The 20096-nt window shown below is 42.4% G+C and carries 21 protein-coding genes; 15 read left to right on the forward strand and 6 right to left on the reverse strand.

All coding sequences use genetic code 11. The features are described 5' to 3' along the window. The first annotated feature begins 26 nt into the window (after window positions 1-26). The 5 genes from exbB to F612_RS12275 all read left to right on the forward strand — a co-directional run bounded on the left by exbB (window position 27) and on the right by F612_RS12275 (window position 4281). Window positions 27-479, forward strand: coding sequence for a TonB-system energizer ExbB (exbB, locus tag F612_RS12265; RefSeq protein WP_019556807.1), 453 nt, complete (start codon window positions 27-29; stop codon window positions 477-479). Between the two features lie 7 nt (window positions 480-486). Beyond that, the gene (locus F612_RS0105780; RefSeq protein ID WP_019556808.1) at window positions 487-897 is read left to right on the forward strand and encodes an ExbD/TolR family protein; all 411 of its coding nucleotides are present in this window, start codon (window positions 487-489) and stop codon (window positions 895-897) included. A gap of 10 nt (window positions 898-907) precedes the next feature. Beyond that, window positions 908-1759: an energy transducer TonB gene (locus tag F612_RS12930; protein ID WP_019556809.1), complete on the forward strand. Its 852-nt coding sequence runs from the start codon at window positions 908-910 to the stop codon at window positions 1757-1759. Between the two features lie 108 nt (window positions 1760-1867). Beyond that, the gene (locus F612_RS0105790; RefSeq protein WP_019556810.1) at window positions 1868-2302 is read left to right on the forward strand and encodes a SufE family protein; all 435 of its coding nucleotides are present in this window, start codon (window positions 1868-1870) and stop codon (window positions 2300-2302) included. Window positions 2303-2412: 110 nt separating this feature from the next. Further along, window positions 2413-4281 carry a methyl-accepting chemotaxis protein gene (locus tag F612_RS12275; RefSeq protein WP_019556811.1) on the forward strand — a complete coding sequence of 623 codons (1869 nt, stop codon included), beginning with the start codon at window positions 2413-2415 and terminating at the stop codon, window positions 4279-4281. A 315-nt stretch (window positions 4282-4596) separates the two neighbouring features. On the opposite strand, the gene F612_RS13215 is transcribed toward F612_RS12275, so the two are convergent. From F612_RS13215 to gatC, 6 genes are all read right to left on the reverse strand, one after another. Beyond that, window positions 4597-4863, reverse strand: a complete 267-nt coding sequence (locus tag F612_RS13215) for a hypothetical protein (protein ID WP_157760464.1) — start codon at window positions 4861-4863, stop codon at window positions 4597-4599. Window positions 4864-4872: 9 nt separating this feature from the next. Then, window positions 4873-5286 (reverse strand): hypothetical protein, encoded by a 414-nt coding sequence (locus F612_RS12935; RefSeq protein ID WP_019556813.1) that lies wholly within the window; start codon window positions 5284-5286, stop codon window positions 4873-4875. A gap of 114 nt (window positions 5287-5400) precedes the next feature. Beyond that, window positions 5401-6297, reverse strand: coding sequence for a protease HtpX (gene htpX, locus F612_RS0105805; protein WP_019556814.1), 897 nt, complete (start codon window positions 6295-6297; stop codon window positions 5401-5403). A 258-nt stretch (window positions 6298-6555) separates the two neighbouring features. Next, window positions 6556-7992, reverse strand: a complete 1437-nt coding sequence (gatB, locus tag F612_RS0105810) for an Asp-tRNA(Asn)/Glu-tRNA(Gln) amidotransferase subunit GatB (protein ID WP_019556815.1) — start codon at window positions 7990-7992, stop codon at window positions 6556-6558. 18 nt (window positions 7993-8010) lie between these two features. Next, window positions 8011-9465 (reverse strand): Asp-tRNA(Asn)/Glu-tRNA(Gln) amidotransferase subunit GatA, encoded by a 1455-nt coding sequence (gene gatA, locus F612_RS0105815; RefSeq protein WP_019556816.1) that lies wholly within the window; start codon window positions 9463-9465, stop codon window positions 8011-8013. Window positions 9466-9478: 13 nt separating this feature from the next. Continuing rightward, window positions 9479-9766, reverse strand: coding sequence for an Asp-tRNA(Asn)/Glu-tRNA(Gln) amidotransferase subunit GatC (gene gatC, locus F612_RS0105820; protein WP_019556817.1), 288 nt, complete (start codon window positions 9764-9766; stop codon window positions 9479-9481). 346 nt (window positions 9767-10112) lie between these two features. Between gatC and F612_RS0105825 the strand changes: the two genes are divergently transcribed. The 10 genes from F612_RS0105825 to lipA all read left to right on the forward strand — a co-directional run bounded on the left by F612_RS0105825 (window position 10113) and on the right by lipA (window position 20063). Beyond that, window positions 10113-11159: a rod shape-determining protein gene (locus F612_RS0105825; protein WP_019556818.1), complete on the forward strand. Its 1047-nt coding sequence runs from the start codon at window positions 10113-10115 to the stop codon at window positions 11157-11159. A gap of 229 nt (window positions 11160-11388) precedes the next feature. Further along, window positions 11389-12210, forward strand: coding sequence for a rod shape-determining protein MreC (mreC, locus tag F612_RS12285; protein WP_019556820.1), 822 nt, complete (start codon window positions 11389-11391; stop codon window positions 12208-12210). After that, window positions 12200-12703 carry a rod shape-determining protein MreD gene (gene mreD, locus F612_RS0105840; RefSeq protein ID WP_019556821.1) on the forward strand — a complete coding sequence of 168 codons (504 nt, stop codon included), beginning with the start codon at window positions 12200-12202 and terminating at the stop codon, window positions 12701-12703. Before mreC ends, mreD begins: the two co-directional genes overlap by 11 nt. Window positions 12704-12752: 49 nt before the next feature. Continuing rightward, window positions 12753-14585, forward strand: coding sequence for a penicillin-binding protein 2 (mrdA, locus tag F612_RS0105845; protein ID WP_019556822.1), 1833 nt, complete (start codon window positions 12753-12755; stop codon window positions 14583-14585). A gap of 35 nt (window positions 14586-14620) precedes the next feature. Further along, window positions 14621-15748 (forward strand): rod shape-determining protein RodA, encoded by a 1128-nt coding sequence (gene rodA / locus F612_RS0105850; protein WP_019556823.1) that lies wholly within the window; start codon window positions 14621-14623, stop codon window positions 15746-15748. 161 nt (window positions 15749-15909) lie between these two features. Then, window positions 15910-17106 carry a D-alanyl-D-alanine carboxypeptidase family protein gene (locus F612_RS0105855; protein WP_019556824.1) on the forward strand — a complete coding sequence of 399 codons (1197 nt, stop codon included), beginning with the start codon at window positions 15910-15912 and terminating at the stop codon, window positions 17104-17106. A gap of 25 nt (window positions 17107-17131) precedes the next feature. Further along, window positions 17132-18019, forward strand: a complete 888-nt coding sequence (locus F612_RS0105860) for a D-amino acid aminotransferase (RefSeq protein WP_019556825.1) — start codon at window positions 17132-17134, stop codon at window positions 18017-18019. Window positions 18020-18059: 40 nt separating this feature from the next. After that, the gene (locus F612_RS0105865) at window positions 18060-18344 is read left to right on the forward strand and encodes a YbeD family protein (protein WP_019556826.1); all 285 of its coding nucleotides are present in this window, start codon (window positions 18060-18062) and stop codon (window positions 18342-18344) included. Between the two features lie 10 nt (window positions 18345-18354). Next, window positions 18355-18990, forward strand: coding sequence for a lipoyl(octanoyl) transferase LipB (gene lipB, locus F612_RS0105870; protein WP_019556827.1), 636 nt, complete (start codon window positions 18355-18357; stop codon window positions 18988-18990). 71 nt (window positions 18991-19061) lie between these two features. Continuing rightward, on the forward strand, window positions 19062-20063 hold the full coding sequence (gene lipA / locus F612_RS0105875) for a lipoyl synthase (RefSeq protein ID WP_019556828.1): 1002 nt from the start codon (window positions 19062-19064) through the stop codon (window positions 20061-20063). Window positions 20064-20096: the final 33 nt, after the last annotated feature.

Here is a 20096-nt window from a genome sequence, read left to right on the forward strand (position 1 = left end):
CCTCGACACTCAAATGGATAAACAGAATGGAATTTTTAAAAGCCTATCTTGATCTCGGCATATTTGGTCTTTTAGGCCTAATGGGCTTTATTGCCTTATGGATTACTATTGAAAGAGTCCTTTTCTTTCGCGCTTTGAAAATTAAAGAATTTGAACATGGCGCTTACCTGCATATTGAGATGACGAGACATCTGACGACCCTCTCAAGTATCGGTGCGAATGCCCCTTATGTTGGTTTGCTCGGAACAGTCGGTGGCATTTTAATTACTTTTTACGACCTAGGCCAGCAACAGAGCATTGATACGGGTTCAATTATGCTCGGTTTAGCTTTAGCCCTTAAAGCGACTGCGGCGGGCATCGCCCTTGCCATCCCGTGCATTATGGCTTACAACGGTTTGATGCGAAAAGTCGATGTTTTCAATGCGCTCTACCGAGCACAACACCCCTCAAGCACTCTAAATAAACCCGCTGTAAATTGAGACCTTTATGAATCATCGAGAAATGCCCCGTTTTGATGCCATTAATGTCATCCCATTAATCGATGTTATCTTGGTTCTATTGGCCATCGTGTTAACCACGGCCAGTTTTATTGTGAAAGATAATTTAAAAATTGAACTGCCTCAAACGACCAGCACACAAAGTTATGTGCCGTCTGAAGATCAAACCCCCATCCATTTTGATATTGATAAAGACAATCAGCTCTTTTTGGATGAACAACTGCAAACTCTGCAATTTACAGAACAATTCCTAACAACCTTAACCAAAGAGCAAACCATCATCATCCAAGTAGACAAAAAAGCAGAATTCGGGACCTTTGTTGGTCTCATTGATGCCTTAAAAGCGCACCAACTCAATAACTTGACTATTCTGACTCAATCCAAGCCCGTAAAAAAATAGAATATGCAGTATGAAATCGACTACTAACGTCTCATTTATTATGACTGTATTTATATATGCTTCTGTTCTGTTAGTGGGTTATTGGCTGTTCTCTTTAGACATAAAAGAACCCAACCCACAGCCTGTAAAACCGAGTACGCTTCCGCTTACCTTAAACATGTTCCAATCTGCGAAGCCGACTATTCAAACGATCGTTATGCCACCCGCCGTTGAAACCGAGGTCATTGAGAAGCCTGTTGTGAAACCCAGCATACAGCCAATCACTGAATCTAAACCTGTATCGAAACCCAAGCCTATCACGGCAAAACCAGTTTTGAAAAAAACGGCTCCGTCAGCTGAACCAGTCACCCCAAAACCTAATGTTAGTCATACCAAAGTCATCAAGCTAAAATCGCCGAAGCCGTCAAAGTCGAAGGTAACGCCCGCTAAAGAACTCGTTACCAAGCCGAGACCAACCTTAGCGGCCAAACCCAACTCAGCAGCGACTCAAACAACCAATACTGAGGCAAAAGTTGTTGAACCACACGTAAATAACGAGGTGAACAGGCAACAACAAGCGAATGCCGAACAAACGTATCTAAACGCACTGAGGAGTGAAATCTTATTGCATGCGCAAGACACCTACCCAAGACGCGCCAAACGCCGTCGCTGGGAAGGCGTTGTCACCGTTTCATTCACCTTGCTTCCATCTGGCAAAATCCTGGGGGTAAGTATTCAAAAATCATCCGGTAGATCCATATTAGATGATGCAGCTACCAGTATTTTTCAAAGCAAAATGCACAATCAATTTCACTCCTTTCCAGCGGAAATTACCCGCAAAGAGTGGCGTATAACCATTCCCGTTAGCTACCACCTCAGATAAAATCACACGACAGTAAATCCCCCTATTTTTATAAGATTTTAATTTACCTACGTTTTGGTACACTGTACGCATTAAAAAATATTAAAAATAAACTAATAGGAACGTTTTGTGGACTACACCCTGCCAACCAAAACCATAGATGAAACCAAAGCGGATTTAGTCAAACGTTTCACCCATTTTGCCAACCCTAAAGATCGGTACAAATACCTCATTGATATGGGTAAGCAGCTGCAAATGCTCGATGAAGATTTTCAGACGGAAGAAAATCGTATTCACGGCTGCCAGTCTCAGGTATGGATTCATATTGAAGAGAAAGATGGACATCTGTTTATGCAAGCCAAAAGTGATGCGGCAATCGTGTCGGGGCTGATTGCATTATTGCTGAGAATTTATCATGGTCGCACCCCACAGGAAGTCGCTACGACGCCGTTAGAATTTTTAGGTGAAATTGGTTTATTACAGCAGTTATCACCTAACCGCTCTACCGGTTTATATCATATGATTAAACGCATTCAGGCAGAAGGTCAACGTCGTTTTGTTTAACCACTATCCAAGCTTTAACCCTATTTTATTGACTCTACATTTAAATATATTAAAAAAATACTAAAAAAATTTATACTAAATTTGCTTGAAAATAATACTAGGAAGACTTTATGTTTTGTACAAAATACATTAATAAAATATCTAAAATTACACATGAAAAGCAACAATCTGATGCGATTGTAGACGCCATAAACCGCTCTATGGCAACCATTGAGTTTGATAAAACTGGAAAAATCATTACCGCGAATGATCTATTTCTTCAGACCATTGGATATAAACTGTCTGAAATACAAGGTCAACACCACCAGATGTTTGTGACAGCAAAAGATGTCAATACCCCTGAATACCGAGAGTTTTGGCAGGCATTGGCTCGAGGTGAGTTTCAGCAAGGCTTGTATCTACGAAACTCTAAACAAGGTGACCATATTTGGTTACAAGCTTCCTACAACCCTATTTTAGATGAAGATGGCCAAGTCGTTAAGGTGATAAAATTCGCAACCGATCTCACCATACCAACCAAACGAAACATCGACTTAGAGAACCAGTTTGTTGCCATAAATCGTGCATTAGCAGTGATTGAATTTGACATGCAAGGCATTATTCTGAGCGCCAATGACAACTTCACAAACACGGTTAGTTACAGCGCATCCGAAATTATCGGGCAACCTCATAGTACTTTCGTGAGTGAAGAGGTTAAAAACAGTTCAGAATATAAAAACTTTTGGAATAAATTACGCCAAGGTGAATATATCAACGGGACCTTCAAGCGTCTTGATAAAAATGGCAACGTGATTTGGTTAGAAGCGGCCTATAATGCCATTTTAGATGGTGAAGGCAATCCGTATAAAGTCGTCAAGTATGCGATGGACGTGAGCAACAATGATCTAACAAAATCCCTTGCGACTGCAATCGATGAGTGTGCTGATGTATTGAGCGCAATCTCTGAAGGGGATTTAACTCGACGTGTGGAAGGTGAATACGAAGGAAATTTGGTCAACCTAAAATCCACCATCAATGACACGATCACCCAACTTTCGAGCTTAATCAGTAACATTAAAGAGGTCGCCAATACGGTTTATAGTGAGGTCCAACAGGTTGAACAAGGGTCATTGGATTTAAATGAACGCGTACAAAGACAAGCCGCAGCACTTGAAGAAACTTCAGCTACCATGGAAGAGATAAACGCTTCTGTGCAAAATAATAATAAAAATGCCCAAGATGTCACACAACTGTCTAAAAAAGTACAGGAACAAGCCACCGAAGGCAGTTCCGTCATGCAAGACACCATTGCAGCCATGAGCACTATTGAAGAATCAAGCCAACGTATCCATGACATTGTGAGCTTAATCGATTCAATCGCCTTTCAGACAAACCTACTCGCCTTGAATGCAGCTGTTGAAGCCGCAAGAGCAGGTGAGCATGGTCGAGGTTTTGCAGTCGTTGCCGGAGAAGTTCGCTCCCTTGCACAGAAAGCAGCGGATGCTGCCAAAGACATCAAAGTTCTGATTGAAGAAAGTACGCAACGCGTCCAGAAAGGCTCTGAACTTGCTAGCCATTCAGGACAAACGCTCCAAGAAATAACCACATCAATCCAGCAAGTTCATCAAATGATGATACAGATAGGAAAAGCCTCTCAAGAACAAGAAGAAGGGGTCAGTCAGGTTAATACGTCTATAGGCGACCTTGACTCAACCACACAGCAAAATGCGGCAATGGTTGAAGAGACAGCGGCATCCGCAGAAGCCATGAAACATCAATCTGAGCAATTATTAAACATTGTCAGCAAATTCCGTATGAGCCAGGAAAACATTCCAAGCTTCAATTCAGAGACAGTGCCAAACGTCTTACCACGCCCTAAATTGAATCAAACCACCCCACCAATTCAATCACCCAAGCTTGAAAAAACCAGACCTACCCAAGCGATTGAAAAAAAATCAGTACCGGTCGCGGCTGAAACTGCAGAGTGGTCTGACTTCTAATCCCCTCCTAAAAAAGGCGCACTTTCTTTGCGCCTTTTCTTTCTATCACGCCTAAAACAGTTATCTTTTGTTCAATAAGCTTTCGCACTCACGCGCATCCATTAATCACACCACAAACCATCTCAGCCACACCATTTAACCAGGCCTGGTCAAATCTGAAAGCGCTATAGCCATAGCAATGAAAACAACTGAGTTCACGTAGAAACCTCCCCTTTTGTAAGCCATCGTCAGTTCACTTAAATAAAATGAACGGTCTATAAATATTAAAAAGGCTTCTCAATGTAAAATTTAAAACAGTATATATTCTATTAAAAATTAACTTCTATCGCTGTTAAGCACCGATTCTCTTGTTTCTCCAAAAGTTTCACAAACTTTTTTTGCCGCCTCAATAGTAACCTTGTGAATTCTATCTTTGATTGAATGCCTTCCACCGTATGAATCATATATAACCACTTTAATACGAGCTATATTGTTTGTTGTTTTTGGGTACATACTTCCCCATGATTCATCTTGTTCGAAATATACTATTCCGTTGCAACCTTGCCCCTCACGTAAATAAGTATCAACACTATTATTAGTCAACTGATTTCGCTACATCAAAAAAGGGTAGACTTTAAAGTCTTCTCCTAAAGGCGTTACAAAATCGGACTTTGAAATAATTAAATGCTTTAACCAAAACCACCTAAAGGGATTTTTATAAGCCTTAGATTTATAACCAACATGAATACCTTCTATACTCGTTGGTGCTGAACCAATATTTTTAACCGACAAATACAAAGATATTGCAGTCCTATGGGTACCAACATCATTAAACTGTCTATGAGTATCATATGATGCACAAAATGTTGGTCCCTTTAATATTTCAATTTTTAGTTTCGGCTTTCTTATTAATGCTCTAAAAACACCACTAATCCAACCAACTATAATAGTTATAATAAAAATTAACAGTCCCAAAAAACCTGAGTTTGTATTTGTCCAAACAATCACATTATTAATAATATCCATAAAACATTGACCTTAAATAACTTGCTTTAATAGTAACGTAAAAGCACTTACAAAAAAGCCCCGCTTAGTGAAACCAAGCGGGGCTTTTTATTAAGAGCTTTAGGACGTCATTAATTACGCCACTTTCAACGCCGTTTGCGGTGTTGCTTCTAATGCGGCAATACGCTCTTCAAGCGGTGGATGCGACATAAACAACTTACCGAACTTACTCCCCCCAGAAGAGATACCAAAGGCAGCAAGCTGATCAGGCAGTTCACCGGGTTGCATAGTCTGTAGACGACGTAATGCGGCAATCATATTCTCTTTACCGGCTAGGTACGCACCGCCGTTATCGGCATGGAACTCACGCTTACGTGAGAACCACATAGCGATTGTGCTGGCCAAGATACCGAAGAAAATTTGTGCCACGATATCAACAATAATGAATGTCCAGCTATGGCCAGACTCTTCATTTTTAAGCACAACACGATCCACAACATAAGCGACAATCTTGGCGAAGAAGATAACGAACGTGTTTAATACACCTTGTAACAACGCCATAGTCACCATGTCGCCATTGGCAATGTGAGCGACTTCATGTCCTAGTACTGCGTCTACTTCGTTCTGACGCATACTGCGCATCAGACCGGTAGAAACTGCAACCAGGGATTTGTTCTTAGTCATACCGGTTGCAAAAGCGTTTGGTTGCGGGGAATCATAGATAGCCACTTCAGGGGTTTTAATGCCCGCTTTAGCCGCATGACGGGCAACGGTATCTAATAACCACTGCTCGTCTGAATTGCGTGCAACCTCAATGACTTTAGCACCCGTCGACATTTTCGCAATAAACTTAGACATCGCTAAAGAGATGAATGAGCCTGCAAAACCGAAGATCAAAGCGAACATGAATAAGTTATTTAGGTTAAGACTGGTGCCTTCCATGTAGTTGCCTACACCTAAAATATTCATCGCCAACATAGCCACCGCGATGACCGCGATGTTTGTCAGTAAAAATAAACCAATACGTTTCATTGAAGACTCCTTATCCAGCGTTCAAAATTCAGTTTTTAAATTTAAAAGTTTCATTACTTGAGTTAGAAGTAATTTATATGACCAATATAAGGTTTTTTTATAACCTTTCAAGTCTTATTTATGACATTTTTTACTATTTTTAGATGAAAAACAGAACTGACCAGGCCTGGTTAGTTTTATTTTTGTTTAAAAACAGTTTGTTAAACAATCCAATAGGCTTATACATAGATGAGCAGTAAGCCTACGTCGGACTCTAGATCAAGCCTTTAACTTGGCCGTCAATAACTTATTCACCTGTCCAGGGTTGGCTTGACCGCCTGACGCTTTCATGATCTGGCCGACAAAATAGCCCATCATCTTCTCTTGTCCACCTTTGTAGGCTTCGACTTGATCTGGATTATTGGCCAATACGTCATCAACCAAAGCTTCAATCGCGCCAGTATCGGTAATCTGTTTCAGACCTTTGCTTTCGATAATCTCGTCCGCAGAGCCTTCGCCTTGCCACATGGCATCAAACACTTGCTTGGCGATTTTACCGGAAATGCTGTTATCGATAATACGACTGATCATACCGGCTAACATGTCAGCAGAGACTGGCGCGTTTTCAATCGATAATCCATCGCGATTCAATGCCGCTGAGAAACCAGAGGTTGCCCAGTTGGCACACATTTTAGGATCTTTTGCATCGGTCAAAGCCACCACTTTTTCAAAAAACTCGGCCATCGCGCGCGAGCCTGTCAAAACAGCTGCATCATAATCACTTAAATTAAAATCAGAAACAAAACGGGCACGTTTGGCATCAGGCAATTCTGGCATTACGACTCTTACCGCTTCAACGTCCGCTTCGGTGATGATCACCGGCAGTAGATCAGGGCATGGAAAATATCGATAGTCGTTGGCTTCTTCTTTGGTACGCATTGACCGGGTAATGTCTTTTTCAGAGTCGTATAAACGAGTTTCTTGAACGACTTTTCCGCCACTTTCAATTACTTCAATCTGACGTTCAATCTCTATTTCGATCGCTTTTTCAATGAACTTGAAAGAGTTAATATTCTTTAACTCGGCACGTGTGCCTAAAGGCTCGCCTGGGCGTCGAACTGAAACATTGGAATCAACACGGAAAGAACCTTCTTGCATATTGCCGTCACAAATTCCTAAATACTGGACTAACTCATGCATTTTCTTGGCATACGCTACCGCTTCTTTCGCGGAAGACATATCCGGATCTGAAACGATTTCGAGTAATGCGGTGCCTGAACGGTTCAAATCGATTCCGGTTTGACCTGGGACAATACCATGCACGGATTTACCGGCATCTTCTTCCAAATGCGCTCGTGTAACACCAATGACTTTTTTAGTGCCATCTTCCAGTTCAATCTCTAATTTACCTTGACCCACGATAGGAAAATCCATTTGCGTGGTTTGATAGCCCTTAGGCGAGTCCGGATAAAAATAGTTTTTACGGTCAAAGACAGAACGCATTCCTAGTTCAGCGTCTAACGCCAAGCCGAGCATAATCGACTTGCCTAATACCGCATGATTTAACACCGGCAGCATACCTGGCATACCCGCATCAATTGGGCAGGCCTGGCTGTTAGGAGCGGCACCATATTCGGTGGAAGCCCCTGAAAATATTTTTGATTTGGTGGTTAACTGAGCGTGAATCTCTAAACCAATGACTACTTCCCAACTCATGATTGGACTCCTACTGAATTATTGATACTGTGCTGGCATGTGTTTATGCCAATCAGTGACTTGTTGAAACTGATGACCAATATTCAGCAATTTAGCTTCACTGAAATAGGGCCCCACAATATGCAATCCTACTGGGCGATTATTTGCAAAACCGGCCGGTACGGATAAAGCAGGCAGTCCTGCTAAGTTGACAGGTATGGTATACAAATCAGCTAAATACATACTGACTTGATCGTCTGACTTCTCACCAATATTAAAAGCGGACGTTGGCGCGACAGGCCCCATAATGACGTCACAGCTTTCAAAGGCTTTCGTAAAGTCATCACGCACCATACGGCGTAATTTTTGCGCCTTCAGATAGTAAGCATCGTAATAACCGGCTGACAAGGCGTAAGCTCCCACCATAATTCTACGCTTAACTTCTTCACCAAATCCTTCTGAACGCGAACGTTTATAAAGGTCTTCTAAACCTGTAGGCTGATCGCAACGATAACCAAAACGGACACCGTCATAGCGAGATAAGTTCGCCGATGCTTCTGCTGGTGCTAAGACATAATAGGCTGGCACGGCTAAATCTTTATTCGGTAAGTGCACTTCTACCACTTCTCCGCCGAGCTTTTCGACTTCCGAGATTGCCGTTTTAATAACCACTTCCACTTCAGGATCTAAGCCTGCCCCAAAATACTCAGCAGGCACACCAACTTTTAGGCCCTTAAGGGATTGACCTAATTCGGCCGTATAGTCGGTTTTTTCACGATTAAGACTGGTCGAGTCACGTTCATCGAATCCTGCCATTGCGTTGAGCATCCAGGCTGAATCTTCCGCTGAACGAGTCATTGGACCAGCTTGATCAAAACTAGAAGCATAGGCGATAATTCCAAAACGAGAAACGGCACCGTACGTTGGTTTAATGCCCGTTATGCCACAAAAAGACGCCGGCTGACGAACCGAACCACCCGTATCCGTTCCAGTCGCTAAAGGGGCAAGCCCTGCAGCAATCACAGCGGCTGACCCTCCTGAAGAACCGCCGGGAACGGCTTTATGATCCCAAGGATTTTTGGTTGGGCCATAATAACTACTCTCTGAAGAAGAGCCCATCGCGAACTCATCCATATTGGTTTTACCCAAGATAGGCATGCCTATTTTATTCATTAAGGTCACTACGTGTGCATCATAGGGTGCGATAAAATTATCCAACATCTTAGAACCGCAAGATGTTTTAACGCCATCGGTACAGAAGATATCTTTATGTGCCACCGGAATACCGGTGAGTAATTCAGCATCCCCCGCGGCAAGTTTCTGATCCGCGGCTTCTGCCATAGAGATTGCTAGCTCGGGGGTCACGGTGACAAACGCGTTTAAATCAGCATCATATTGTGAGATGCGATCAAGGTAGTGTTGCGTTAACTGCACGCTGGTAATCTCACCAGAGTGTAACTTTTCGCTCATTTGTTTAATGGTTAAATTGTGCATAATCTGATTCCAATCACTCAATAACTTGTGGGACTAAATAATGTGCTTGTGCAGCAGAAGGGGCAATCGCTTGCAACTTTTCGTGTTGGTCCACCTCTGTCACAACATCCGCTCTAAATCGCTGCACCGCATCTAGCGGATGTGCCATTGGCTCGATACCTTGTGTATCAGCGGCCTCCATTTGCGTGAACAAATCTAAAATATTGGACAATTTAGCTGCGACACCATCCACATCGTCTTCTCGCACTTCAATCTGCGCTAAACGAGAGATATATTCGACTTCAGTTTTTCCTAAAGACACACTTTTCTCCTAATCGGAATCGGTAATATCGTTCTATCTAAAGAGGCTTTTAATGAGCTTCTTCAAGCCTAAATAAGGCTCAAAACGAGGGAATTTATTTAACCGCATAAAATACCATATTTACAGTCTTTATATTAGACTATTCTAAAACTGTTCTCAGCTGAAAAGTGTCTAAGTCGGTGTAACTTTATCAAAAAACAACGATAAACCATCTTAAAACCTCACCTACCCCAACATTCAATTCAATTAATGAGCTTCGTGACAAGATAACACTTCTCCCAACTCATTAATTAAGTTAAAATGCCATGAATATTTTTCAGCCTACACACTCAAGGATAAGCCATCAATGTTTCGTAAAATCATGGGACTTTTCTCCAACGACCTTTCAATCGATTTAGGTACTGCTAACACACTAATTTATGTACGCGGCAAAGGAATGGTTCTTAATGAACCATCGGTCGTTTCTATTCGAACCAATAAACGTGGCGGTAACAACCGTACTATCGTGGCCGTGGGTGAAAATGCCAAACTGATGTTAGGTAAAGAAAACCAAGACATTCAGACCATTCGCCCTCTTAAAGATGGGGTTATTGCAGATTTTGAAGTCACTGAAAAAATGCTTCAAGCCTTTATTCGTAAAGTTCATGAGGCTAAGTTCTTTCAACCAAGTCCTCGAGTCCTAGTTTGTGTCCCGTGCGGGTCAACTCAAGTAGAACGTCGAGCGATTCGTGAAGCGGCGGCAGGTGCAGGTGCACGTGAGGTTTACTTAATTGAAGAGCCAATGGCGGCTGCGATTGGTGCTGGTATGCCGGTAAGTGAACCGACGGGTTCAATGGTCGTAGATATCGGCGGCGGCACAACCGAAGTCGCCACACTTTCACTGAATGGCATCGTATGGGCAGATTCAGTCAAAGTAGGTGGAGATCGTTTTGATGACGCTATTATTAAATATGTACGCCGTAATTACGGCATGATTATTGGCGAAACCACCGCTGAAAAAATCAAAAAAACCATCGGTACAGCTTATCATGATGTGATTCCTGACACGATGGAAGTACACGGTAGTAATATCGCAGAAGCGGTTCCTCGTCGTTTTACGTTAAACAGCAATGAAGTGCTTGAAGCGTTGCAAGAACCCCTTTCAGCCATTGTAAGTGCCGTTAGAACCGCTTTAGAGAATACTCCGCCAGAATTAGGTGCCGACATTGCAGAACACGGTATCGTTTTAACAGGAGGGGGGGCTCTATTGCGTAACTTGAGCACTCTACTGTCAGAAGAGACCGGTATTCCTGTCATTATTGCAGATGACCCTCTAACGTGCGTAGCGCGTGGCGGCGGACGTGCACTTGAGATGATGGATGAAAAAGGTATTGATCTTTTCTCTTTTGAATAATCCATTTACTTAAAATAATACCTGTTTTTAACGTTAAGCAGTAACGCCCGATTAAGGGCGTTTCTATGATTAAATTATTGCTATCTATTTTAAACGTGATTATTTAATTCCATTTTTAAATGAACACCCAGTATTCAAGACGGTTTAGAACATCCCCACCTCTCTGACCCGTATTTTTTCTAGGAGCTATCCAATTAGCCTGCATACCACCTCGCCACAGCAAGAAGGCATGCATTTCGTGATTGCATTCATTGCCGCTATTGCGCTGATGTCTGCAGATCATTATGGTCATTTAATGGGCAATTTTCGCAACGCCCTACTGACCACAATCACCCCCCTTGAACAAATTGCTAGCTTACCGAAACAAATTTACCAATGGACCACAACAGACTTCACATCGATTGATGCTCTGAAAATTAAAAACCAGAAGCTAGAAACTGAAATTCTGTTATTAAAAGCCAAACAACAACAATTTACCAATCTGGAATTAGAAGTTGACCGGCTTGAATCTTTATTAGGCACCACAGGAAAAATAACCAATCAGTCGGTACAGATCGCCACCATTACCTATTACAGCAGTAACCCTCTCTCACAGTTTTTAACCATTAACAGAGGATATCTAAACGGTATTTCTGAACAACAAACTGTGATCGATTCGGAAGGCATTATGGGGCAAATTACGGCCACCACTCCCACTTCCTCTCGCGTATTACTTATTACCGACCCTGACCATCAAATTCCTGTACGAATTCAACGCACAGGGCAACGTGGCATCTTACGCGGCACTGGACAAGATACAACTAAGCTCGATTTTATTCCTAAAAATAGCGTTGTCAGAAAAGGCGACATATTGGAAAGTTCCGGGCTAGGGGGGCTGTTTCCGGCTGGCTATCCCGTAGCCACGGTGACCCAAGTGGATGAGTTGGGCGACAACCCTTATTTAGACGTGACTGCACGACCGATTGCACAGTTGCATCGATCTCGTAAAGTGCTGATCATTTCCAAAGAGCCCCTCCCAACCAAACCTAAAGAGGTTGAAAATGGCCAATAAGTTTATGAAAAGCGGGAGTTCTCAAGCACGTTGGTTGATCCTCTTTTCCTACATCATTGCCTTAGCGTTTGATATTATGGCTCTACTCGAAAATGCTACGGTCATTATTCCGCCTATTAGCCTTATGGTATTACTCTATTGGTGTGCGCATTTTTTAGATAAAACTCACCTACTTTCGGCGTTTATTTTAGGACTACTGGCGGATACTCTTTACCAAACAACATTAGGTGCACATGCACTCGTCTTTAGTGTATTGGCATTTTTAATGTTGCGTCACCGCTTACGTTTTAAAGCCTACCCGGTCTGGCGCCAGGCTTTCTCAATTGGGGTTTATATGATGTTGTATCAAATACTCAATTACATCTTTTTTAGCCCCGTTCTGGATAGTAATGATGCCATTCAATTCTGGAGCATGCCCGCCATTGCAATCATCATCTGGCCACTGCTCTCACTCATCTTTAGACGAATAACAACAAATGTCGTAAAAGGATAAAGCATGTGCCAATCTTTAAAACACCAGAATACCTTACTTATTACTGACTATGACTGAGCACTTAGAATTCAACAGTGATTCAGAAACCTTTCAAAAGAAAAGACAGTTTCGTTTTCGCCTGTATATCGCCCTGCTTTTTGTATTACTGCTCTTTAGTTTTTTGGTCAGTCGTATGGTTCAACTCCAATGGATTGAATATGACCGTTACCAAGGGCTCGCCGAAGGCAATCGAATTTCGATTGAAACGCTCTCGCCTACTCGCGGCAAAATCTATGATCGCAATCACCACCTATTGGCGGATAACCAACCGGTTTATACTTTGCAATTCATCCGTGAAAAAATGGATAATATTGGATCGATGCAAAAAACTGTTATAAAGATCCTGAACGATGTTTCTCCTGAAAAAATTCACAATTTTTTCACCGAGTTCAAGCTCAAAAACCGCTCCAAAAGTTATACCTTACCGTTTTCTTTATCAGAAGAACAAGCGGCACAATTCTCTGTCGTTAGCCATAAATATCCTGGCGCAACGCTGACCGCTAGGCTTAAAAGAACCTACCCTTACGGCTCAACAGGGGTTCATGCTTTAGGCTATGTTGGTAGAATTAATGCTAAAGACCTGTCAAAACTTGATGAAAAAGCCTATCGGGGCACCGACATTATAGGAAAATCAGGCATTGAGCGATTCTACGAATCCACTTTACATGGTACACCTGGCATCCAACAAATTGAAACCAATGCACGTGGTCGAGTGCTACGTAATCTAGAAACATTGCCTGCCAAAGCAGGACAAGATATTCAGTTGACACTTGACATAGAATTGCAGGAATTTGCTGAATCGCTCCTTGAGAATAAACGCGGAGGGATTGTCGCAATCGATCCGCGAAATGGTGAAATTCTTGCTTTTGTCAGCATGCCCACATTTGACCCGAATTTATTTGTGGACGGTATTGATCAAAGCTCATACAACCGTTTACTCAACAATCCAGATCGGCCATTAATCAATCGAGTGATTAATGGTCAATACCCTCCTGGTTCAACCATTAAACCATTTGTGGCATTAGGAGCAATTGAAAACGACTTCATCACGCCGACCAAAAAAATATATGATCCAGGCTACTTACTCTATAAAAAGCACCGTTATCGAGATTGGAAACGCAGTGGGCATGGATGGATGGATATGAATGATGCCATTGAGCAATCCTGCGACACTTACTTTTATAAACTCAGCTTAGATATGGGAATTGATGCCATTCACGATGCTATGGCGCCTTTTGGCTTTGGTCAGAAAACGGGAGTCGATATCCATGGTGAATCCTCAGGGATACTGCCCTCTCAGGCATGGAAAATGGCCAACAAAGGCAAGCCCTGGTATCGCGGAGAAACCATAATCGCTTCGATTGGCCAAGGTTACAACCTGGCAACACCACTGCAATTAGCGAAAGCCACGGCTATATTAGCAAACCGTGGACAGATCATTACACCGCACCTTTTGAGAAGTTCACACCCAGAAAATTTGCAACAGATAGAAATTAAAAACATAAAGAACTGGGAAAAGGTTATTTTAGGCATGAAGAATGTTATGCACGGCAGCAGAGGAACAGCCCGCCGCTATGCCGCCAAACTGCCCTTTAAGATGGCTGGGAAAACAGGCACTGCACAGGTCTATAGCTTAAATTCTGGCAGCTATGATGCCGACAGTATTCGCGAAAAACTACGAGATCACTCTCTATTTATTGGATTCGCACCCGTTGATAACCCTAAAATAGCCGTTGCCATCATTGTTGAAAACGTAGGAAGTGGAAGTGAAACAGCTGCGCCATTAGCGGTGAGATTAATTAGTAAATATTTGGAAACACAACTTCAGAACACTGAAAAATAGTCGCTCTATTTAATGTAAACCACAAAAGTAAACAGATGAAAATTAATATCTCTCAACCCCAACATGTGTACCGCACCAATAAAGGTCTTTTGCAAATTTTGCATATTGATGGCTGGTTATTGCTTGGCATTTTAATTTTACTCGCGACCAGTGTGGCCATCGTCTACAGCGCCTCTGGTGGTGATGAAGCCGTTACCATTCGTCAACTCATCCGTATTGCTTTTGCATTTGCGCTCATGTTGGTTTTTGCCCAAATTCCACCGCACATTATCTACATGTTCACCCCCTGGTTGTTTTTGATCGGTATCCTCATGCTACTGGGTGTTTTGCTCTTTGGAGAAGTTGGCAAAGGGGCTCAGCGTTGGTTAGACATAGGGCCTGTTAAATTTCAGCCCTCAGAGTTAATGAAATTGGTTTTGCCCATTACGGTGGCCTGGCTATTTGCCCACAGCCGCTTCCCTCCGAGCATGCGACGTCTTATCGTCGGTGCATCGCTGATTGGTTTTACCGCAAGTTTGATTGTGGTTCAACCGGATTTAGGCACTTCGCTTCTGATTGCGATGAGTGGATTATTTGTTCTGTTTTTTGCCGGGTTGCCTTGGAAAATCATTTTGGCATCCATCACCGCAACGGTGTTGAGTGCACCTGTTGCATGGCACTTTATGCACGGTTACCAAAAACAACGCGTCATGACGTTCTTGAACCCAGAATCAGACCCTCTTGGAAGTGGTTACCACATTATCCAATCAAAAATAGCCATTGGTTCAGGGGGCTTAGATGGCAAGGGATTTATGGGGAGTACGCAAGCTCACCTTGATTTTCTACCGGAAAGCACTACCGACTTCATCTTCTCTGTCTTCTCTGAAGAATTTGGTTTGATGGGTGTATTACTGCTACTGACCCTTTACAGCCTAGTCATAGCCCGTGGACTTTATATTGCATCGCAAGCCCAGGACAACTTCACTCGCTTAATGGCCGCCAGTTTAACCATGACTCTTTTTGTCTATATTTTCGTCAATATCGGCATGGTCAGTGGACTCTTACCCGTGGTTGGCCTGCCTCTGCCTCTCATTAGTTATGGTGGTAGTTCGTTAGTGACACTCATGATTAGTTTTGGTATCCTCATGTCTATCCACACCCATAAAAAATTACTGACAGACTAACCAAACACCCCCCACTCTTCGACCTTTAAACCTCACTACTTATGACAGCTTTTAAGCGTGAGGGAATGTTTAGGTTTCTGAAAAAATATGGTACATTATCGGTCATATTTTATGACTCAGTTTTTTGTATTTTTGATTTACTCCTGGAGAATCTGTCCCACATGCTTACGATAAAAAACACTTTCGGAATTTTGGCACTTTTGTGCGTTAGTATCTCCCAGGTTGCTTCCGCAGAAGCAATGCCGACGCCAAAGGTGGCAACCCCACACGTTGTACCCTCTGCGCCGTCTATCGCAAGTGAAGCCTATCTGCTAATTGATTTTGACAGTGGCTATATGCTTGCCAATAAAAATGCTGACCGACGTATTGAGCCTGCTAGTTTGACTAAAATAATGACCGGTTATGTTGTGATCAATGAACTCCACAATGGCAATATGAGCATGGATGAAGAAGTCACCATCAGCGAAAAGGCATGGAAGATGCCGGGATCTAAGATGTTTATTGAGGTCGGCAAAAAAGTTAAAGTGCGCGATTTGATTAAAGGCATGGTCATCCAATCGGGGAATGATGCCAGTGTTGCATTGGCAGAGATGATTGCGGGGAGTGAAGAAGTCTTTGCGCAGTTGATGAATAAATACGCCAAATCCTTAGGCATGAATCACACTCATTTCGTCAATGCGACGGGTTTACCAAATCCTGACCACTACACTACAGCACATGACTTGGCCATTTTAACGAAAAGCCTCATTACCAAGTTCCCTGAAGAGTACAAATGGTATTCACAGAAAAAGTTCACTTTTAATGGCATTACCCAATACAACCGTAATAAGCTTCTGTGGCAAGATCCTACTGTGGATGGTTTGAAAACGGGGCATACCAAAAGTGCCGGATACTGTTTAGTGGCTTCGGCTAAACGTGAAGATATGCGTTTAATCAGCGTGGTTCTAGATACTGCCAGCTCTAAGATGCGTGTTCAAGAAAGCCAAAAACTCCTTAATTACGGTTTCAGATTTTTTGAAACCCATAAATTGTACAGCTCACAACAGCGCCTGAATGATGCTGTCGTTTGGGAAGGTAACCGTGATTTAATTGGTCTTGGCACACAACAAGACCTTTACATCACCATTCCACGTGGACAATATAAAAACATTACTATTGAGAGCTCAGTGCAACCTGACATTGTCGCACCTATTACCAAAGGACAAGTATTAGGCAATCTCCATATCACATTAGACGGAAAAGTGATCGCAGAACGTCCCTTAATTGCATTAGCTGACGTTGAAGAAGGTTCTTTCTTTAAAAAGTTAATGGATCAAATCAGACGTTTTTTTAACCGTTTTTTTAGCTTTTTAGACTAAACCGATGACAGGGATAAACACAAACATGAATACCAACCCTATCACCGAACAAATTGTCTATTTGAATGGTCAATATATGCCTATGCTGGAGTCGAAAATTTCGACGCAAGATCGAGGGTTTTTGTTTGGTGATGGTGTCTATGAGGTCATACCTGTTTATGATCGTAAATTGTTTGCTTTTCCTGAACATCTACAACGCCTTAAAAACAGTCTACACGCGACAAGCATTCAAAATCCGTTAACAGATGCTGAATGGTTAGAGTTGCTTAGTACCTTAATTGAAAAACACCCTTGGTCAGATCAATATATTTACTTACAGATAACCCGTGGCATCCAAATACAACGTGATCATCTGCCAGAAGATGGCTTGATACCGACTATATATGCCTATAGCAACCCATTAAAAGCTGTGAGTGATGACATTATTGAAAACGGTATTAGTGCAATCACACTTGAGGATATCCGCTGGTTAAATTGTGATATTAAAGCCATTACATTGTTACCTAATATTATGATGAAACTGACGGCTAAAGCACGTCATGCCGATGACGCCATTTTAGTGTCAAGAGAGGGATTCATTACGGAAGGCACGTCCAGTAATTGCTTTATCGTCAAAAACGGTACTTTAATCACGCCTCCAAATGGGCATAGTTTATTGCCGGGAGTCACGCGTATGGTGATCGAACGAGTTGCAATTGCGCATAATATTCCAATGTTAGAACAACAAATCACCTTGACTGATTTAGAATCCGCTGACGAAATTTGGCTCTCGAGTTCAACGAAAGACGCCCTACCAGTGACACGACTAAATGACTCAGCCGTAGGCACTGGTAAACCAGGAGCGGTCTGGCAGAAAATGCGCGGCTTTTACCAGGAGCACAAATTAGCATTTATAGATGAACAGGCAGAATAACCTTAACAATTGATGACGTTTTACTAATTGGGAGAAGCTGATGACGACTGATTTACACACCCCTGACAACGAAAGCCTGATTGAATTCCCGTGTGACTTTAAATTAAAAGCCATGGGTAAAAACTGTGAAAGTTTTGTGGAACTGGTTTACCAGGTAACCATTAAACATGCGCCTGAAACGCCTCGTGAAAACATCGAAATTACAGATTCTAAAGGCCAAAAATTTGTCTCCGTCAATATCACTTTTTATGCGACCTCTATCCAACAGGTCCACGGTATTTATGGCGACTTAAAAAAGCACCCTGAAGTCTTAATGACTCTTTAAGTTTTCTTTCATGCCGATTATCATTAAAACCCTTGGTTTACAGCCTTATGAATCCACTTGGCAAGCCATGCGGAATTTGACCGAACAGCGCCAAGAAGACACTCCTGATGAGTTATGGATTGTTGAACACCCTTCCGTGTTCACCCAAGGACTCAATGGCAACCCTGAACACCTTCTACTCGGTTTGAACGACATACCACTTGTCCAAACCGATCGTGGCGGGCAAATCACCTACCATGGTCCTGGTCAGCTAGTGATCTATATCTTATTTGATTTAAAAAGGGCCAAACTGGGTGTACGCGCTTTAGTCACACTAATTGAAGCATCTATTATTGAGTATCTGCATCAGCTCGATATTGTTGCGATCGCCCGTGCAGATGCCCCAGGTGTCTATGTGAACAAGCAAAAAATCGCCTCATTGGGACTTAAAATTCGCAAACAACGAAGTTATCATGGCTTGGCTTTAAATGTCGATATGGATTTATCCCCATACAAACGGATTAACCCTTGTGGTTTGCATGGAATGCAAATGACTCAACTCTCTGATTTATTGCTTGAATCAAACAGCCAAAGTTTGCAGCAATCGGGTGAAAGGCTTGCTAAAATTTTAAAAAATCGTCTGACAGCCTTCCACTCTAAAACCTGAAATAGAAAGACTTATCCTTTATACTACAAGCAATTAAAATCCCTAAACACAGCAGTCTGCGACCCCAAACTATGTCAAACACTCCACAAATTCAAGAAATCAGCTTAGATTCAATCGGTAATTTAAAAGCCCGTAATGAAGCGATGCCTAAAGGCCAGTATAAAACCAAGTCCTTAAAACATCGTCCTGACCCAACCGCCGACAAGCTTAAAAAGCCAAGTTGGATTAAAGCCAAACTCCCGAAAGCGAAAGACATTCATCGCGTAAAAGAGTTGAAAAATATCTTACGTGAGCAGGGTTTGCACAGTGTATGCGAAGAGGCTTCATGCCCTAATTTAGGGGAGTGTTTTGGCCACGGCACAGCAACTTTTATGATCATGGGTGATATCTGCACACGTAAGTGCCCTTTTTGTGATGTGACCCATGGTCGTCCAAAAGCCTTAAACCAAGAAGAGCCAGAACACCTGGCGAAAACGGTTAAGGCAATGAAACTAAATTATGTGGTGATTACTTCTGTTGACCGTGATGATTTACGTGATGGGGGGGCTGAACATTTTGTAAATTGTATTACTGCGATTCGTATAGAAGCGCCTGACACCAAAATTGAAACCTTGGTACCGGACTTTAGAGGCCGTTTAACGGTTGCACTAGAAACCTTATGCCAAGCGATTCCAGATGTGCTAAACCATAACTTGGAAACGGTTCCTCGCTTGTATGAAGAAGCACGTCCCGGGGCAGATTATCAAGCTTCACTCGATTTATTGAAACGTTTTAAAGCCATGAACCCAAGTTCAACCACCAAGTCAGGACTGATGGTAGGTTTGGGAGAGACCATGCCAGAGTTGCTTGAAGTCATGCGGGATTTACGTGACCATAATGTTGAAATGTTGACGGTCGGTCAATACTTACAACCAAGTGACTTTCATTTAAGCGTCAAAAAATACTGGACGCCAGATGAGTTTAAACACATCGAAGATGCGGGTTATGAGATGGGATTTACCAATGTAGCGTCTGGTCCTATGGTGCGTTCGTCATACCATGCAGACTTACAAGCACAAGCTAATAACCCGTAATATTAAGTCGTAATCAACCGCCTTTTGCCCATC

This window comes from Thiomicrorhabdus arctica DSM 13458 (assembly GCF_000381085.1).
Lineage (GTDB): Bacteria > Pseudomonadota > Gammaproteobacteria > Thiomicrospirales > Thiomicrospiraceae > Thiomicrorhabdus > Thiomicrorhabdus arctica.

Coding starts and splice junctions, on each gene's coding strand:
- exbB (WP_019556807.1), top strand. CDS start 27: ATGGAATTTTTAAAAGCCTATCTTGATCTCGGCATATTTGGTCTTTTA.
- F612_RS0105780 (WP_019556808.1), top strand. CDS start 487: ATGAATCATCGAGAAATGCCCCGTTTTGATGCCATTAATGTCATCCCA.
- F612_RS12930 (WP_019556809.1), top strand. CDS start 908: ATGAAATCGACTACTAACGTCTCATTTATTATGACTGTATTTATATAT.
- F612_RS12275 (WP_019556811.1), top strand. CDS start 2,413: ATGTTTTGTACAAAATACATTAATAAAATATCTAAAATTACACATGAA.
- F612_RS12935 (WP_019556813.1), bottom strand. CDS start 5,286: ATGGATATTATTAATAATGTGATTGTTTGGACAAATACAAACTCAGGT.
- htpX (WP_019556814.1), bottom strand. CDS start 6,297: ATGAAACGTATTGGTTTATTTTTACTGACAAACATCGCGGTCATCGCG.
- gatB (WP_019556815.1), bottom strand. CDS start 7,992: ATGAGTTGGGAAGTAGTCATTGGTTTAGAGATTCACGCTCAGTTAACC.
- gatA (WP_019556816.1), bottom strand. CDS start 9,465: ATGCACAATTTAACCATTAAACAAATGAGCGAAAAGTTACACTCTGGT.
- F612_RS0105825 (WP_019556818.1), top strand. CDS start 10,113: ATGTTTCGTAAAATCATGGGACTTTTCTCCAACGACCTTTCAATCGAT.
- mreC (WP_019556820.1), top strand. CDS start 11,389: ATGCATTTCGTGATTGCATTCATTGCCGCTATTGCGCTGATGTCTGCA.
- mreD (WP_019556821.1), top strand. CDS start 12,200: ATGGCCAATAAGTTTATGAAAAGCGGGAGTTCTCAAGCACGTTGGTTG.
- mrdA (WP_019556822.1), top strand. CDS start 12,753: ATGACTGAGCACTTAGAATTCAACAGTGATTCAGAAACCTTTCAAAAG.
- rodA (WP_019556823.1), top strand. CDS start 14,621: ATGAAAATTAATATCTCTCAACCCCAACATGTGTACCGCACCAATAAA.
- F612_RS0105855 (WP_019556824.1), top strand. CDS start 15,910: ATGCTTACGATAAAAAACACTTTCGGAATTTTGGCACTTTTGTGCGTT.
- F612_RS0105860 (WP_019556825.1), top strand. CDS start 17,132: ATGAATACCAACCCTATCACCGAACAAATTGTCTATTTGAATGGTCAA.
- F612_RS0105865 (WP_019556826.1), top strand. CDS start 18,060: ATGACGACTGATTTACACACCCCTGACAACGAAAGCCTGATTGAATTC.
- lipB (WP_019556827.1), top strand. CDS start 18,355: ATGCCGATTATCATTAAAACCCTTGGTTTACAGCCTTATGAATCCACT.
- lipA (WP_019556828.1), top strand. CDS start 19,062: ATGTCAAACACTCCACAAATTCAAGAAATCAGCTTAGATTCAATCGGT.